The sequence below is a fragment of the Polynucleobacter sp. MG-28-Ekke-A2 genome (assembly GCF_035012985.1).
Classification (GTDB): domain Bacteria; phylum Pseudomonadota; class Gammaproteobacteria; order Burkholderiales; family Burkholderiaceae; genus Polynucleobacter.
In genome coordinates, this window is record NZ_JAYGQU010000001.1 from 292,195 (window position 1) to 307,286 (window position 15,092).

Here is a 15,092-nt window from a genome sequence, read left to right on the forward strand (position 1 = left end):
GGCTGCTACTCAAGCGAAGAGGCGATGGTCACCATCACCAAACAAGTTGCTAATACAGCGACCACATAATTCTGGATGGTCGGCATTGCTTCCTACATCTTTGGTGTGATGCCAGCAGCGACCACATTTTTTATATTGGCTGCCGCGTACCAAAACTTCTAACCCCTCATTACTGAGTTCAATATTGGCGCTAGAGGTGATGGTTACAAAGCGTAAATCATCTTCTAATGAGTGGAGGATGGCGAAATCAACATCACCGACTTTGATCGTGAGTTCAGCTTGCAGCGATGAGCCTACGTTACCTGCTTCGCGCTCAACCTCAATTGCTTTAGTCACTTCAGAACGAATTTCACGAATACGATTCCATTTAGCCAGCAATTCCTCAGCATGAGCAATCTTAGGGAACTTGCCGAACTCTTCCATAAAGATCGATTCTGCAGGCTTGCTGCCTGAGCCATGGGGGAAGTCTTTCCAGGCTTCCTCTGCGGTGAAGGAGAGGAATGGCGATAGCCACTTTAAGAGGTTTCGGGTGATATGGAATAGGGCGTTCTGAGCAGTGCGACGGTCAGGAGAGTCGGGTGCGCTCGTGTAGAGGCGATCCTTCAGAATATCCAAATAGAAGCCGCCCAAGTCCTCGGAGCAGAAAGACAGCATGCGAGCTACTGCTGGTTGGAATTCATATGCTTTGTAATGCGCCTCAGTATCACTCTGCAATTGATTAGCAAGAGCAACTGCGTAGCGATCAATCTCAAGCCACTGCTCAGCAGGCATCGTGTGCTTGCTAGGATCAAAATCTGATAGGTTGGCTAGCAAGAAGCGCAAAGTATTACGAATACGACGATAGCTCTCAGTAACGCGTTTGAGAATCTCGTCTGAGATCGTCATTTCACCTGAGTAGTCGGTAGAGGCAACCCAGAGGCGAATGATCTCAGCACCGAGTTTGTCGGCAACTTGTTGAGGCGCAATCACATTGCCGACAGATTTACTCATCTTGCGGCCTTGACCATCGACGGTAAAGCCATGCGTAAGGAGTGCCTTATATGGCGGCTTGCCATCGAGCATGGCGCCAGTTAGCAATGAGGAGTGGAACCAACCACGGTGCTGGTCTGATCCCTCGAGATATAAATCGGCCAAGCGACCATTGGGCGTTTCTGCATCTGCAGTGAGTAGTTCGTTACGGTGTGATCCACGAATGACATGCCAATGGGTTGTTCCAGAATCAAACCAGACATCCAAGGTGTCACGGTTCTTTTCATACTGGGCAGCTTCTTCGCCCAGTAGCTCGGCAACTTCCAATTTTTGCCAGGCTTCAATACCTTCTTTTTCTACACGCTTAGCGATTTCTTCGAGTAGTTCAACAGTACGTGGATGTGGCTCACCACTTTCCTTATGTACAAAGAACGCCATTGGCACGCCCCATTGGCGCTGACGTGACAAAGTCCAGTCAGGGCGATTGGCAATCATGCTGTTAAGACGTTGTTTGCCCCATGCCGGGAAGAACTCAGTGTTATCGATGCCCGCTAATGCAGTCTCACGCAAGCTTGCTTTGCCATCGGATGGTTTCTTGTCCATGCTGGCAAACCATTGTGAGGTTGCGCGATAAATAATAGGCGACTTGTGACGCCAGCAATGCATGTATGAGTGAGTGTAAGTTTTATCGCGTAACAAGCTACCTGCTTCGCGCATCGCTTCAACAATCTTGGGATTTGCTTTCCAGATGTATTCATTAGCGAAGAGTGGCAACCATGATGCGTACACCCCATTACCCATCACTGGATTGAGAATGTCTTTATCGGCAAGCTTATTGGCTTTGCAGGATTTAAAGTCTTCCTCACCATAGGCGGGCGCTGAGTGAACAATGCCGGTACCCGTATCGAGCGTAACGTACTCTGCGGGATAAATTGGTGAGAGTCTTTTATAGCCTTCGTGTAACGGTGCTAGCGGATGCCAAAAAGAAATGTTTGCCAATTGAGCACCCTGGCAAGTGGCAATCACTTCGCCCTCTAGGCCATAGTCTTGCAAACAAATCTCAACTCGGTCCTTTGCCAGAATTAATAACTTGTTTCCAACATCTACTAAAGCGTAAGTTAGTTCTGGGTGGACATTCATTGCTTGGTTGGCGGGAATGGTCCAAGGGGTTGTTGTCCAGATGACAATTTGACCTGGTTTATTTGATAGCTCGGCAAGTCCAAATGCTTTTGCTAGCTGTGGGCGCTGTGCATCATCAAAGGCAAAGCCAACATCCACCGTTGGGTCAGTTTTATCTTGGTATTCCACTTCCGCTTCAGCTAGCGCGGAGCCACAATCAAAGCACCAGTTCACCGGTTTCAATCCGCGGAAGACATATCCTTTTTCCCAGATTTTCCCAAGGGCGCGAATTTCATCAGCCTCATTGCGGAAGTTCATAGTGAGGTAGGGGTTATTCCAATCGCCTAATACACCTAAGCGTTCAAAATCTTTCTTCTGTTTTTCCACTTGAACATGAGCATAGGCACGTGCTTTGGATTGCACTTCGGCAGTTGGTAAATTCTTGCCAAATTCTTTTTCAATCTGAATTTCAATCGGCATGCCATGACAATCCCAGCCGGGTACATAAACAGAGTCAAAGCCCATGAGCCAGCGTGATTTGACGATCATGTCTTTCAAAATCTTGTTTACTGCGTGTCCGATATGAATATCGCCATTTGCATAAGGAGGGCCATCGTGCAGAATGAATTTTGGTTGATTGGCATGGGCCGCACGAATCTTTTCGTAGAGCTTGTTTTTTTGCCAGCCAGCCACCCATTGTGGTTCGCGCTTAGCTAGATCTCCTCGCATTGGGAAAGAAGTGTCTAGTAGATTGACGGGGTAAGTGTTTTCTTTTTCAGACATAAGCTTTTTTCTGGAAATAATTTCTGGCATGCGTTGCATCTGCTGCAATCGCCTGTGTAAGGGTTTCGAGGTCTGGGTACTTCGCCTCATCACGGATTTTTTCTAATAGCTCTACGGTAATAATTTTTCCGTAAACATCCGCGTTGTAATCAAAGATGTGGGTTTCTAGCAATACTCTGCCTTCATCTTCTACTGTTGGTCTAACACCCAAGCTAGCTACTGCGGGAAGGGGTTTATCTGTTAGACCTAAAACCTGCGCAGTAAAGATTCCGGTTGTTGCCGGTTTGCGATGGTGGAGATGATTGGCAACTGCTAAATTCAAAGTGGGGAACCCAAGTTGACGTCCTAGTTTCTGACCATGAAGCACGTGCCCAGATATTCCGTAAGGACGCCCTAATAATTTTTCAGCTAACTGCATGTCACCAGAAGCTAGCGCAGTACGAAGTGCAGAACTAGAAATACGCTCACCATTTTCTTGAATGGTTTGGATGCTAGATACTTCAAAGCCATATTTTTCACCGGCAGCTTTCAGGCTGGCAAAGTTGCCTGCACGTTTTGCACCATAGCAAAAATCATCTCCAATCAAAATCCATTTAGCGTTCAGTCGTTTGACAATAATTTCTGAAACAAATTCTTCGGGCGACAGTTTGGCAAAAGCAGAGTTGAAGTGCTCTACAACAACACGATCCATTCCAAGCTCGGCAAGTGCGGCTAATTTGTCACGCAAATTCAGAATGCGGGGCGGGGCTTGTTCTGGTGCAAAGAATTCTTTTGGATGTGGCTCAAAGGTCATTACGCAACTGACCAGACCTTGATCCTTGGCGCCATCAACCAACTCCTTGAGCAGGGCGCGATGACCCCTGTGCACGCCATCGAAATTACCGATGGTTAGGGCACAAGCAGGTCCTGCAGAAAACTGGGTGGGGCCACGGAATACGTTCACAAAATCGCTTTCAGGGTAGCCATCAATTATATTGTGGGCATGCCTTCTATCGTCACCTTAATCTCCGGCCGCGGATCTAATTTCGAGGCCATCGTCAAAATGGCTCAAAAAGAGCAATGGCCAGTCACTTTTGCTGGGGTTATAGCGAATCACTCGGCGGCTAAGGGCCTTGATTTTGCTCGCTCGCAGGGTATTCCGGCCTTTACCATTGAGCATAAAGAGCATGTAACCCGAGAATCCTTTGATGCTGCCTTAATTGCGCAGATTGATGCCTTAGGGGCTGATTTGGTGGTTCTTGCAGGCTTTATGAGAATTTTGACTCCAGGCTTTATTCGCCATTTTGAGGGTCGCTTGATCAATATCCATCCAGCCTTGTTGCCCGCCTTCCCCGGTTTACATACCCACGAGCGGGCTCTGGAGGCTGGTGTGAAGGAGCATGGTGCCACCGTGCACTTCGTGAATGAGGGTGTGGATGAGGGTCCGATTATTTGTCAGGCCTCCGTTCCAGTGCTGGAAAGTGATGACGCGGACACCTTGGCTGACCGTGTTTTGGCTGCCGAGCATCAAATTTATCCGCGGGCCGTAAAATGGTTCCTTGATGGACGATTGCGCATAGAAGGTAATCAAGTGAAGTTACAACCCCCGGAGTCGCAATTTTTTAAATTATGAGTGCAGAACGTCCACCCCGCAGATCTGGCAGCAGACTAGCCCCACACAAAAGTTACGCGACTAAATCGAAAGATCCATTGCGTCGTCCCGAGCGTCGTAATGCCAGTGGTAATTTAATTGCGCCAGAAGGCCAAAAGAATTTTTCCAATGCGAAAGCATTACCGCAGCATGCAATTCATCTGGAGCGTTTACTTCCCGAATTGCTGAGTTTTGAACAGCCAGCTGACCGAGTGGTTAGTCGTTATTTCAGAGAAGAAAAACAACTCGGAAATCGCGATCGTGCTTTGATTGCTGAGAGTGCGTTCGCCATTTTGCGTCGTAAAAATGAGTTCTCTCAATTTGCTTCGAGCGGCGAAGGCTCTCAGCCTAGACGCTTAGCCCTATTGGGTTTGCTGTCCGCGCTTTCTGAAGGTGGATTGGGTTCTGCTAATCGTGCAGAGAGCGCTATCGCCGACTTGGCGCACGTTCTTAAGCCCGGTGAATATGAGTGGCTGCAACGTTTTGCAACGGTTGATCCTGCGGCATTAAATCCTCTCGTGCGCAACAATTTGCCAGAGTGGTTATGGGATGCATTTGGAAAATATCCTGGTGAAGAAGCTCGTGAAGAGTTAGCTAAGTCATTAATGCATCCAGCACTGTTAGATTTACGTGCGAACACCATGAAAACCAATCGTGAAGAACTGCTTGTGCAGATGAATGCATTGGGTGGTCGCTATCAAGCAATTCCAACTCCTTATGCGCCTGATGGCGTGCGCATTATGGGCAAACCTGCTCTGCAAAATACTGCTGGTTTTAAAGCCGGCATGTTTGAAGTTCAAGATGAAGGTAGTCAGCTTTTGGCTTACTTACTCGCACCTAAACGTGGTGAGATGGTTGTTGACTTTTGCGCTGGAGCTGGCGGCAAGACTTTGGCCATTGGGGCGATCATGCGCTCTACAGGGCGTTTGTATGCTTTAGATACATCAGAGCGTCGTTTAGCGAATTTGAAGCCAAGGCAGGCACGTAGTGGCCTTTCTAATGTGCATCCAGTGTGGATTGATAGTGAGAATGACGCCAAGATCAAACGCTTGGCCGGCAAGATTGATCGTGTCCTAGTAGATGCCCCTTGTAGTGGCATGGGTACCTTACGACGTAATCCCGACCTGAAATGGCGCCAGACCCCCGCTGGAGTCTTGGAGCTCAATCAGAAGCAGATGAATATCTTGGCCTCAGCTGCGCGCTTGCTAAAACCAGGCGGACGCTTGGTTTATGCCACCTGCAGCCTGTTACCCCAGGAGAATCAAGCTATTGCCGAAGATTTTCTGGCAAAACATCCTCAATTTGAGGCTGTTCCGGCAGCTGAAGTTCTTAAGCCGTTGTTTCCTAAGGATAAATTACCAGTAGGTTGTAGCTCGGATAATCCTTGGTGGCAGTTATGGCCCCATATTCATGGAACCGATGGCTTTTTTGGGGCTGTATTCCAGAAAAAAGCTGCTGCCCCAGTTGTCGAGTCAGAAAAAGACCCTCAAAAAGAGACTAAGGTCAAAAACAAGAAGGCCCCTAAAGAACTAAAATAAAGTTTTAGACCTCTTTAGGGATTCCCTTTTGAATACAGCTTCAGGTTTTGATTTGTTCCTCCATTGGCTTGCTAATGGATATTTGGATTGGTCTTGGTGGAAGATAGTTGTTTTCACCTTAATCGTTACGCACATCACGATTGCTGCGGTAACGATTTTCTTGCACCGCTGCCAAGCCCACCGGGCTTTGGATCTGCATCCCATTGTTTCTCACTTCTTCCGTTTGTGGCTTTGGCTAACAACCGGCATGGTTACCAAAGAGTGGGCGGCCATCCATCGCAAACATCACGCTAAATGTGAAACTGTTGATGATCCTCATAGCCCACAGGTTTTGGGTATTAATACAGTACTCTCTCGTGGCGCTGAGCTCTATAAAAAAGAAGCGGCTAATCAAGAGACCTTAGATAAGTTTGGTCACGGCACTCCAGATGACTGGATCGAGCACAACATCTACTCTAAGTTTTCTTGGCAGGGCGTTGCCATCATGCTCATCATCGATGTATTTTTGTTTGGCGCGATTGGCTTAACAGTTTGGGCAGTACAAATGCTCTGGATTCCGATTACTGCGGCCGGCATTATTAACGGTATCGGCCACTATTGGGGCTATCGTAATTTTGATTACGAAGATGCTTCCCGAAATATTGTGCCTTGGGGTATTTTGATTGGTGGTGAAGAGTTACACAATAATCATCACACCTTTGCAACGAGCGCAAAGCTGTCAAACAAATGGTATGAGTTTGATATTGGTTGGATGTATATCCAGATCATGAGTGCAGTTGGCTTGGCTACTGTGAAGAAGACACCACCTAAGCCGGTGCTGAGTGATTTGCGTCCTGCTGACCAGAGCACTTTAGAAGCCATCATTGCAAACCGCTATGAAATTATGGCGCGCTACAGCAAGACATTGCGCAACTTCTTTAGTAATGAAGTGCAGCATATGCAGGTCTTAGCTACGCATTTAACTGATGCGCGTACTTGGCTGGCCAAAGATGAAACTCGTTTAACTGAGCAAGAGAAAGTAAAGCTTGAGGAGCTCATGGCGAGTAATGCTCAGCTACGCAAGATGATTGAGATGCGTCGTGATCTACAGGCTATCTGGGGTCGCTCTAATGCCACTAAAGAGCAGTTACTCTCTCAGTTGCACTCTTGGTGTCAGCGCGCCGAAGAAAGTGGCTTAACAAGCCTACGTGAGTTCTCGTTGAGATTACGTCGTTACGCCTAAAGGAAAAATTTCAAGCCAAGTGCTTGGAAGAATTTCTAGACAATAAAAAACCCGCTGAAGTAGCGGGTTTTTTATTTGTTGAAAGAAGTAATTACTTCAGCTTTGTTTCTTTGTAAGCAACGTGCTTGCGAATGGTTGGATCAAACTTCATGATCTCCATTTTCTCAGGCTTTGTACGCTTGTTTTTTGAAGTTGTGTAGAAGTGACCAGTACCTGCTGATGACTCTAACTTGATTTTTTCTCTGCCGCCTTTAGCCATTTGTGCGCTCCTTAAATTTCGCCACGTGCACGAAGATCAGACAACACAGCATCGATGCCGTTCTTGTCGATAACGCGCAAACCAGCATTGGTTAAGCGCAAGCTAATCCAACGGTTTTCAGATTCAACCCAGAAACGACGATTTTGCAAATTCGGCAAAAAGCGACGCTTCGTTTTATTGTTTGCATGGGATACATTGTTGCCAACCATCGGCTTCTTCCCAGTGACTTGGCAAACTTTTGCCATGACATAACTCCATTAATTGCGAAAAAAGAAGATTGTATCAGTCTCAGCCTATTTTCGGCTAGCCCTAAATGGCTTTGTTTAGGGGGAATTGAGCATAAAGGGGGTATCTAGGTAGAAAATTACCTATCAAGTTAGCATTTACTATCATTTAAGACCAATATCCATAAGCCCAGAGTCAGAAAAAGAGAAAAAACCGCTGCCACTCACAATACAGTGATCCAAGAGCTGAATATCTACCAGTTGCAAGGCATTTGCTAGTACTTTGGTGAGTTTTTGATCTGCTTCGCTCGGTAATGGATTGCCGCTGGGGTGGTTGTGGGCCACGATGAGGGCGCTAGCATTTTTAGCAAGGGCCTCTTTTAGGATTTCACGGGGGTAGATGGCTGTTTGGGCAATAGACCCCCTAAAAAGCTCATCACACTCAATCAAGTGAAGCCGGGAGTCCAAGTAGAGACACAGAAAGACCTCATGGGGGAGGTGGCCAATTTTGGCCTGCAAGAACTCTCTGACGTGGTTAGGCGATGAAAAGATAGGGTCATGGGTCAAGCCATCCTCTAGGCTTCGCTTAACTAGCTCATATGCCGCCTGAATTTGAGACCATTTAGAAAGCCCCATGCCATGGAGGCGCGTGAATTCTTCGGGAGTGCTGGCTAATAGTCGGGGGAGACTCCCAAAGTGATGCAGTAGATCCTTAGCTAAGGCGACAGCACTTTTTCCCTTAACCCCAACTCGTAAAAAGATGGCAAGTAGCTCTGCATCGGAAAGTGCCGCTGCGCCATTTAAACGCAGTTTTTCTCGAGGCTGCTCATTTTTTGGCCAGCCCGTAATGGGGGAATGCACGGCCAGCGCAGGCCTAGATACAATCACCTTATGACTAAGCTTACTGTTTTGCCTAATTCCTATCTGACCCTCAACTATCGGCTCACTTTGCCCAGTGGGGAGGATTACATCAACACTTTTGTCGATCGTCCTGCGACGGTTTTGATGGGGTCTGGACAATTTGCTCCTTGCTTTGAGAATGTATTGCTAGGCTTGGGTGTAGGCGAGAAAAAAAGTGCGCTGCTTGCGCCGGAAGAAAGTTTTGGTGAGCGCAAAGAAGATTTAGTGCAATGGGTATCTTTGAAGGCGCTTAAAGAAGGTCGCGATGACGATGTGGAATTTAATCCTGGTGATGTGATTGAGTTCAATGCACCAGGCGGCGCTCAATACGCGGGTGTACTGCAATCGATTAATGAAGAGGGAGCTTGGTTTGACTTCAATCATCCTCTGGCGGGCAGACCGGTGACTTTTGAAGCAGAGATTGTGGCGATTTTGTAAACCATGAGCGACTTTAATAACCCAGAAATTTTGATGGCTCAGCCGCGGGGGTTTTGCGCGGGTGTAGATCGTGCTATTAATATCGTCAATGAGGCACTCATTCGCTTTGGCGCACCAATATATGTGCGACATGAAATTGTGCACAACGCTTATGTAGTCAATGAGTTGCGCGAGAAGGGCGCGGTATTCGTAGAAGAATTGCATGAGGTTCCCAAAGGGGGCATTGTTGTATTTAGTGCTCATGGCGTTTCTCAGGAAGTGCGCAAGGATGCTGAGGCGCGGGGTTTGCAGGTATATGACGCTACATGCCCCTTGGTTACCAAGGTTCACCTTGAGGTTGTCAAGATGTGCAAAGATGGCTTCACGGTATTGATGATTGGTCATGCGGGTCACCCTGAAGTTGAAGGAACGATGGGGCAAGTTAAGGAAGGTGTTTTCTTAATTGAGAAAGTTGGCGATGTGGGTTCTTTGCCTTTCCCGCCCGATGAAAAGATTGCATTTGTTACCCAGACAACACTCTCAGTAGATGAGACAAAAGAAATTGTCGATGCGCTAACGATGAAGTTTCCCAATATTGTTCAGCCCCGTAAGCAAGATATTTGTTACGCTACCCAGAATCGCCAAGATGCTGTGAAATTCATGGCGCCTCAGGTTGAGGTGGTTATTGTGGTGGGGAGCGCGACAAGCTCGAACTCTAATCGCTTGCGTGAGCTTTCTGAAAAGCTCGGTGTTCCGTCTTACATGGTGGATTCACCAGATCAGCTGAAGTCAGAATGGTTCGCTGGAAAAAAACGGGTTGGTTTAACTGCGGGCGCATCGGCGCCAGAGAGCTTGGCGCAATCGATTGTGAGTCGCATTCAGGAGTTTGGCCCAAGACAGGTTCGGGCACTTGATGGAGTGATAGAGGAAGTAACTTTCTCTCTACCCAAAAACCTAGTTGGGTAGAGTTTAGTCGACCTGCTTTAGTAGCTCACGCAGCATATTACACATCTGACGAATTTCATCATCAGATACATTTAAAGCAGGCATAAAGCGTAACAAGTTTGGTCTTGGTGAATTAATCAACAAACCTTCTGGGCCACGATCTCTGGCAAGATCAACCAGTTTTGGGCCAATATCTTTTCCAAGCATCAATGCGCGCAGTAATCCTTCGCCACGCTCGCCTTCAAGATTAAATTCTGCACAAAGCTTGAGTAATTCAGACTTGAGTAATTCACCTTTAGCTTTGACGCTATCTAAAAAACCTGGGGCTAACAGTTGCTCAATGACGCTAATTCCAACAGCAGTCATGAGGGGGTTGCCGTTATAGGTTCCACCTTGATCGCCAGGTACAAAGCAAGCTACCGCATCTGTTGCCAATAGGGCTGCTAGCGGAACGCCTCCACCAATACCTTTGCCCAAAGTCATGATGTCTGGCTCGATGCCGTAGTTTTGGTAAGCAAAGAGCGCACCGGTACGGCCGCAACCAGCCTGTACTTCATCGGCAATTAACAGAATATTATTTTCTTTAGTGAACTTACGTAGTTCACGCATAAATTCTTGAGTCGTTGGAATCACGCCACCCTCGCCTTGCACAGGTTCAAGCATGACTGCAACGGTTTTGTCGGTCACGAGTTTCTTAACGGATTCCAAATCATTTAAATCCGCCTTCGGAAAGCCCGCTACTTGCGGAGCAAACATCGTATCCCAGTTTGGCTTTCCAGAAGCGCTCATTGTGGCTAATGTGCGACCATGAAAGCTGTGATCAAAGGTAATAATTTCAAAGGCACCAGATTTATTGAGTTGACCCCATTTGCGCGCTAACTTGATTGCACCTTCATTGGCTTCAGCTCCGCTATTGGCAAAGAAGACTTTATCAAAGCAGCTGTTCTGAGTCAGTAGATTCGATAAGCCAATCATCGGTTCGTTAAAGAATGCCGGACTAGGATTAATGAGCGTCTTCGCTTGTTTATTGAGCGCCTCAATCATTCCTGGGTTGCAGTGACCTAGGCAATTAACGGCCCAGCCTTGCAAGAAATCCAAATAGCGTTTCCCATTGTTATCAGTGAGCCATGAACCCTTACCTTCGACCATGATCACATCAGGGCGCGGTGTAATAAACATGACTGAGTGGGTATCGATCGTCTGGGTTGGCTTATTCATGCTGATTTAAGGGGTGAGGGTGACAGGGTGAAATGAAGTTTCTATTATCTAACCGAATGGGTTTTATGGCGCAGGACTTATGCGGTGGCTACATCAGCCGCGCTGGTGAAGGAGTCAGCAAAGAACTCCTCCTCTGGTAATTGACACTTGGATGAGAAGTCATTTCTGGCGGCATTGACCATGACTGGGGCGCCACAGGCATAGACCTGGAAGCCCTTCATATCAGGATGGTCAGTCATCACAGCTTGATGCACAAAGCCAGTGCGACCTTGCCAGCCATCCTCTGCAAAGGCATCTGAAATCACTGGGATGTATTTAAAGTCAGCAATTTCTTTTTCCCAGGCTTTGCACAAATCATCTAAATACAGATCACTAGGGCGACGGCCACCCCAATACAAATGAATGGGTCGATGAATCTTTTTCGCCCGCATTTGTTCGATGATGGATTTGATTGGGGCAAAGCCCGTGCCAGCTGCAACAAAAATAATTGGTTTCTTAGAATCTTCTCTTAAGAAAAAGCTCCCCAAGGGACCTTCAAAACGAAGAATATCTTTTTCTTTTAATGCGGGCGTGATGGCACCAAACACAAAGTCAGTAAAGAGGCCGCCTGGCAAATGACGAATATGCAACTCAAGCGGACCTTCTTGCTCAGGCGCGATGGCGATTGAGTAAGCACGGCGTTGGCCATCCTTAAGGAGAAACTCCAAATACTGCCCAGCTAAGAACTGAAAGCGTTCTGCAGCAGGTAATTGAAGCTTGAGAATGGCGACATCACCACTAGGTTTGGTAATCGCGTTGACTCGGCAAGGCACCTTACGAATCGCAATATCGCCCGCTCCTTGGACTTCACGAGCTTCAATCAGCAGGTCTGATTGGGGATGGGAGCAGCAAAACAGAATGCCACCCGCAGTCTCATCGGCCTTGCTCAGAGCGCTTTCACTATGCTGGCCATGAGTGACTTGACCTTCTAAAACTTTACCTTTGCAAGAGCCACAGGCACCATTTTTGCAGCCATAGGGCAGGTTGATACCTTGACGAAGAGCGGCCTCCAGAAGATTTTCATCTGAATTGACAGTAAATTGTTTGCCGCTCGTTTTGAGCGTGACCTGATAAGACACTCTCATTCCTTTCAATAAATCGTTACGATGTCACTTATGCAATCTTTTGGTAAGCCTTCAATCCTGATTATTGGCTGCGGAGACATCGGTCTTCGGGTAGCCAAACAACTTTCGCGAAGCCACCGTGTCTTTGCGCTCACTTCTCAACAAAATCGCTTTCAGGAGTTGAGGGCGGTTGGCGCGATTCCTATTTTGGGTAATCTGGATCATCCAGAGTCTTTATGGCGCCTTAGCGGTTTAGCTCAAACCGTCATTCATCTAGCGCCACCGCAAAATGGTGGAAATCGTGATTGCCGAACCCGCAACCTTCTCCGAATTTTAGCCCAAGGCTCCAATGCCGTCAGGCGCCTGATTTATATCAGCACCACGGGTGTTTACGGTGATCATAGGGGTGGAAAGGTGAGTGAGGCTACCCCAGTAAGCCCCCAAAGTGAGCGTGCGCAAAGAAGGGTGGATGCCGAGAGAATTCTCCGTTTATGGGCGCCCGCCCATGGAGTGACTTTGACTATTTTGCGCGTCCCGGGAATTTATGCGGCAGACCGCTTGCCGATTGAGAGGCTTCAGGCGCAAACACCCGCATTGCTGCCAGAGGAAGATGCTTATTCCAATCATATTCACAGCGATGATTTGGCAAGGTTAGTGTGTGCAGCGGTTTATCACGGCAAACCCCAGCGCATCATTAATGCCTGTGATGGTGGCGAGACCAAAATGGGTGATTACTTTGATGAAGTGGCGGATGCTTTTGGTCTGGAAAGGCCAGCCAGATTGCCTGGCGGCGAGTTGCAAAAAATTGTTAGTCCGATGCTTTGGTCCTTTATGCGCGAGTCACGCAGGGTTACCAATCAGCGCCTACCGGAATTAAAAACACCGCTACGCTATCCCAGCGTAGGACATTTTCTAAAAACTATTTCCAGGAATCCTTGAGGCCAACCGAACGGTTGAATACTGGTTTGCCAGGTTTGGAGTCATTCTTGTCTGCAACAAAGTAGCCGTGACGCTCGAACTGGAATTGATCTTCTGCTTTGGCATCTTTCATGCAGGGTTCTAAGTAAGCGGCAATTGTTTGCTTTGAATTTGGATTGATCGATTCTAAGAAATTCTTGTCACCACTATCTGGGTGGGGGTCGCTAAACAGGTGATCGTATAGACGCACTTCTGCAGGAATCGCTTCAGCCGCGCTAATCCAGTGAATATTGCCCTTGACCTTGTAGTTATTAGAGCCAGCGGTGCCGCTCTTGCTATCGGGAAAGTGTGTCACGTTGACTTGGGTGACATTCCCTTGTGCGTCGGTTTCAAAACCAGTGCATTCCACTACAAAGCCATGGCGTAAGCGAACACGGCTACCAGGCTGATCTCCAATCGGTGGATAAAGTCTGAAGAATCCCTTGATGGGTTCCTTCATAAAGTCGTCTGCTTCAATCCACAGTTCGCGCGTGAAATGAAATTCACGATTGCCCCACTCGGGTTGATTCGGATGGCGTGGAGCAGAGCATGCTTCTTTTACTGAGGCATCAAAGTTTTCCACTACGAGCTTGAGTGGTTTGAGTACCGCAGTAGCGCGTGGAGCCCTGACTTCTAGATCATCGCGTAATGCTTGATCAAGGGTGCTCATATCAATCCAGCTATCAGCTTTAGAGACACCAATGCGCTCGCAAAATAAGCGAATACTTTCAGGAGTGTAACCACGGCGACGAATGCCTACGATGGTTGGCATTCGAGGATCATCCCAACCCTCAACATGCTTTTCTTCTACAAGCTGCAGTAACTTACGTTTGCTGGTGATGGTGTAAGTCAGGTTGAGGCGTGCGAACTCATATTGATGTGGCACCGGGTCCTTAAAGACACCCAATTCTTTTAATGAATTCACAATCCAATCGTACAAGGGGCGGTTGTTCTCGAACTCTAGTGTGCAGATGGAGTGGGAGACATTCTCTAATGCGTCAGAGATGCAATGTGTGAAGTCATATAAAGGGTAAATGCACCATTTGCTGCCAGTGCGGTGGTGATCGGTATGGCGGATGCGGTAAACCACGGGATCACGCATCACAATGTTGGGATGCGTCATGTCAATTTTCAGGCGCAATACATGCTCGCCATCCTTGAACTTCCCATCACGCATTTCGCGGAACAAGGAGAGATTCTCTTCTGGGCTGCGATCGCGGTAAGGACTATTTTTTCCAGCTTGGCCAAAGTTACCTCGATTGGTATGAATGTCATCAGCACTTTGGCTATCGACATACGCTTTGCCATTCTGAATCAAGATTTCAGCAAACTCATAGAGTTTGTCAAAGTAGTCGCTTGCGTGATAAAGATGGGTTCCCCAATCAAAACCTAGCCACTTCACTGCATCCAAAATGCTGTCGGCGTATTCCACATCCTCTTTAACTGGGTTGGTGTCATCTAGACGCATATTGCAGCGCGCACCCCCAGCTTGATTGTTGTAATCAGCAGCTAATCCAAAGTTCAGACAAATGCTTTTAGCGTGACCAATATGTAAGTAGCCATTAGGTTCTGGTGGAAAGCGGGTGATGATCGATGGGATAGATTCCCCAGCAAGATTGGTGCGCTGTGCAAAAGCCCCGCTTGCCAAATCATGATCGATGATCTGACGCAAGAAATTAGACGATTCGGCTACAGCGCCGGCATTTGCTTTGGAGGGTTTGCTATCTTGGGACATAGCCACATTGTAGAGAAAACCCCGGCCCATAAAGAAAAAGCCCGCAAACAGCTGCGGGCTCGTTTCCGGTAGG

Annotated in this window: 14 protein-coding genes; 6 read left to right on the top strand and 8 right to left on the bottom strand. The window is 47.6% G+C overall.

Translation table 11 applies throughout. The features are described 5' to 3' along the window. Positions 1 to 9 precede the first annotated feature (9 nt). Positions 10 to 2,889, bottom strand: coding sequence for an isoleucine--tRNA ligase (gene ileS / locus VC188_RS01510; RefSeq protein ID WP_416350479.1), 2,880 nt, complete (start codon positions 2,887 to 2,889; stop codon positions 10 to 12). Further along, positions 2,864 to 3,814 (bottom strand): bifunctional riboflavin kinase/FAD synthetase, encoded by a 951-nt coding sequence (locus tag VC188_RS01515; RefSeq protein WP_323482805.1) that lies wholly within the window; start codon positions 3,812 to 3,814, stop codon positions 2,864 to 2,866. The genes ileS and VC188_RS01515 overlap by 26 nt, the downstream gene beginning before the upstream one ends. Positions 3,815 to 3,853: 39 nt before the next feature. On the opposite strand from VC188_RS01515, the gene purN reads away from it, so the two are divergent. The 3 genes from purN to VC188_RS01530 are packed head-to-tail and all read left to right on the top strand — an operon-like array spanning position 3,854 to position 7,261. Then, the gene (gene purN, locus VC188_RS01520) at positions 3,854 to 4,483 is read left to right on the top strand and encodes a phosphoribosylglycinamide formyltransferase (RefSeq protein WP_323482806.1); all 630 of its coding nucleotides are present in this window, start codon (positions 3,854 to 3,856) and stop codon (positions 4,481 to 4,483) included. Beyond that, complete coding sequence (locus VC188_RS01525) at positions 4,480 to 6,039, top strand: RsmB/NOP family class I SAM-dependent RNA methyltransferase (RefSeq protein WP_323482807.1); 1,560 nt, start codon at positions 4,480 to 4,482, stop codon at positions 6,037 to 6,039. The genes purN and VC188_RS01525 overlap by 4 nt, the downstream gene beginning before the upstream one ends. 28 nt (positions 6,040 to 6,067) lie before the next feature. Beyond that, positions 6,068 to 7,261 carry an acyl-CoA desaturase gene (locus VC188_RS01530; protein ID WP_323482808.1) on the top strand — a complete coding sequence of 398 codons (1,194 nt, stop codon included), beginning with the start codon at positions 6,068 to 6,070 and terminating at the stop codon, positions 7,259 to 7,261. Positions 7,262 to 7,352: 91 nt separating this feature from the next. On the opposite strand, the gene rpmG is transcribed toward VC188_RS01530, so the two are convergent. The 3 genes from rpmG to radC form a co-directional block, all read right to left on the bottom strand. Continuing rightward, positions 7,353 to 7,520 carry a 50S ribosomal protein L33 gene (gene rpmG / locus VC188_RS01535; RefSeq protein WP_015421876.1) on the bottom strand — a complete coding sequence of 56 codons (168 nt, stop codon included), beginning with the start codon at positions 7,518 to 7,520 and terminating at the stop codon, positions 7,353 to 7,355. Between the two features lie 11 nt (positions 7,521 to 7,531). Then, positions 7,532 to 7,765: a 50S ribosomal protein L28 gene (gene rpmB, locus VC188_RS01540; RefSeq protein WP_011903570.1), complete on the bottom strand. Its 234-nt coding sequence runs from the start codon at positions 7,763 to 7,765 to the stop codon at positions 7,532 to 7,534. A gap of 144 nt (positions 7,766 to 7,909) precedes the next feature. Continuing rightward, positions 7,910 to 8,605: a RadC family protein gene (gene radC, locus VC188_RS01545; RefSeq protein WP_323482809.1), complete on the bottom strand. Its 696-nt coding sequence runs from the start codon at positions 8,603 to 8,605 to the stop codon at positions 7,910 to 7,912. A gap of 30 nt (positions 8,606 to 8,635) precedes the next feature. Here radC and VC188_RS01550 point away from each other — a divergent pair, with 30 nt between their 5' ends. Further along, positions 8,636 to 9,082 carry an FKBP-type peptidyl-prolyl cis-trans isomerase gene (locus VC188_RS01550; protein WP_072582845.1) on the top strand — a complete coding sequence of 149 codons (447 nt, stop codon included), beginning with the start codon at positions 8,636 to 8,638 and terminating at the stop codon, positions 9,080 to 9,082. A 3-nt stretch (positions 9,083 to 9,085) separates the two neighbouring features. Further along, positions 9,086 to 10,027 carry a 4-hydroxy-3-methylbut-2-enyl diphosphate reductase gene (gene ispH, locus VC188_RS01555; RefSeq protein ID WP_323482810.1) on the top strand — a complete coding sequence of 314 codons (942 nt, stop codon included), beginning with the start codon at positions 9,086 to 9,088 and terminating at the stop codon, positions 10,025 to 10,027. 3 nt (positions 10,028 to 10,030) lie between these two features. Here ispH and VC188_RS01560 read toward each other — a convergent pair whose 3' ends face one another. Continuing rightward, complete coding sequence (locus tag VC188_RS01560) at positions 10,031 to 11,224, bottom strand: acetylornithine transaminase (protein WP_323482811.1); 1,194 nt, start codon at positions 11,222 to 11,224, stop codon at positions 10,031 to 10,033. Between the two features lie 77 nt (positions 11,225 to 11,301). Next, positions 11,302 to 12,342 (bottom strand): CDP-6-deoxy-delta-3,4-glucoseen reductase, encoded by a 1,041-nt coding sequence (locus tag VC188_RS01565; protein WP_216242593.1) that lies wholly within the window; start codon positions 12,340 to 12,342, stop codon positions 11,302 to 11,304. Positions 12,343 to 12,369: 27 nt separating this feature from the next. On the opposite strand from VC188_RS01565, the gene VC188_RS01570 reads away from it, so the two are divergent. After that, on the top strand, positions 12,370 to 13,266 hold the full coding sequence (locus VC188_RS01570; protein WP_323482812.1) for an SDR family oxidoreductase: 897 nt from the start codon (positions 12,370 to 12,372) through the stop codon (positions 13,264 to 13,266). On the opposite strand, the gene VC188_RS01575 is transcribed toward VC188_RS01570, so the two are convergent. After that, positions 13,247 to 15,019: a glutamine--tRNA ligase/YqeY domain fusion protein gene (locus tag VC188_RS01575; RefSeq protein WP_323482813.1), complete on the bottom strand. Its 1,773-nt coding sequence runs from the start codon at positions 15,017 to 15,019 to the stop codon at positions 13,247 to 13,249. The two genes, VC188_RS01570 and VC188_RS01575, sit on opposite strands and share 20 nt — an antisense overlap. Positions 15,020 to 15,092 lie beyond the last annotated feature (73 nt).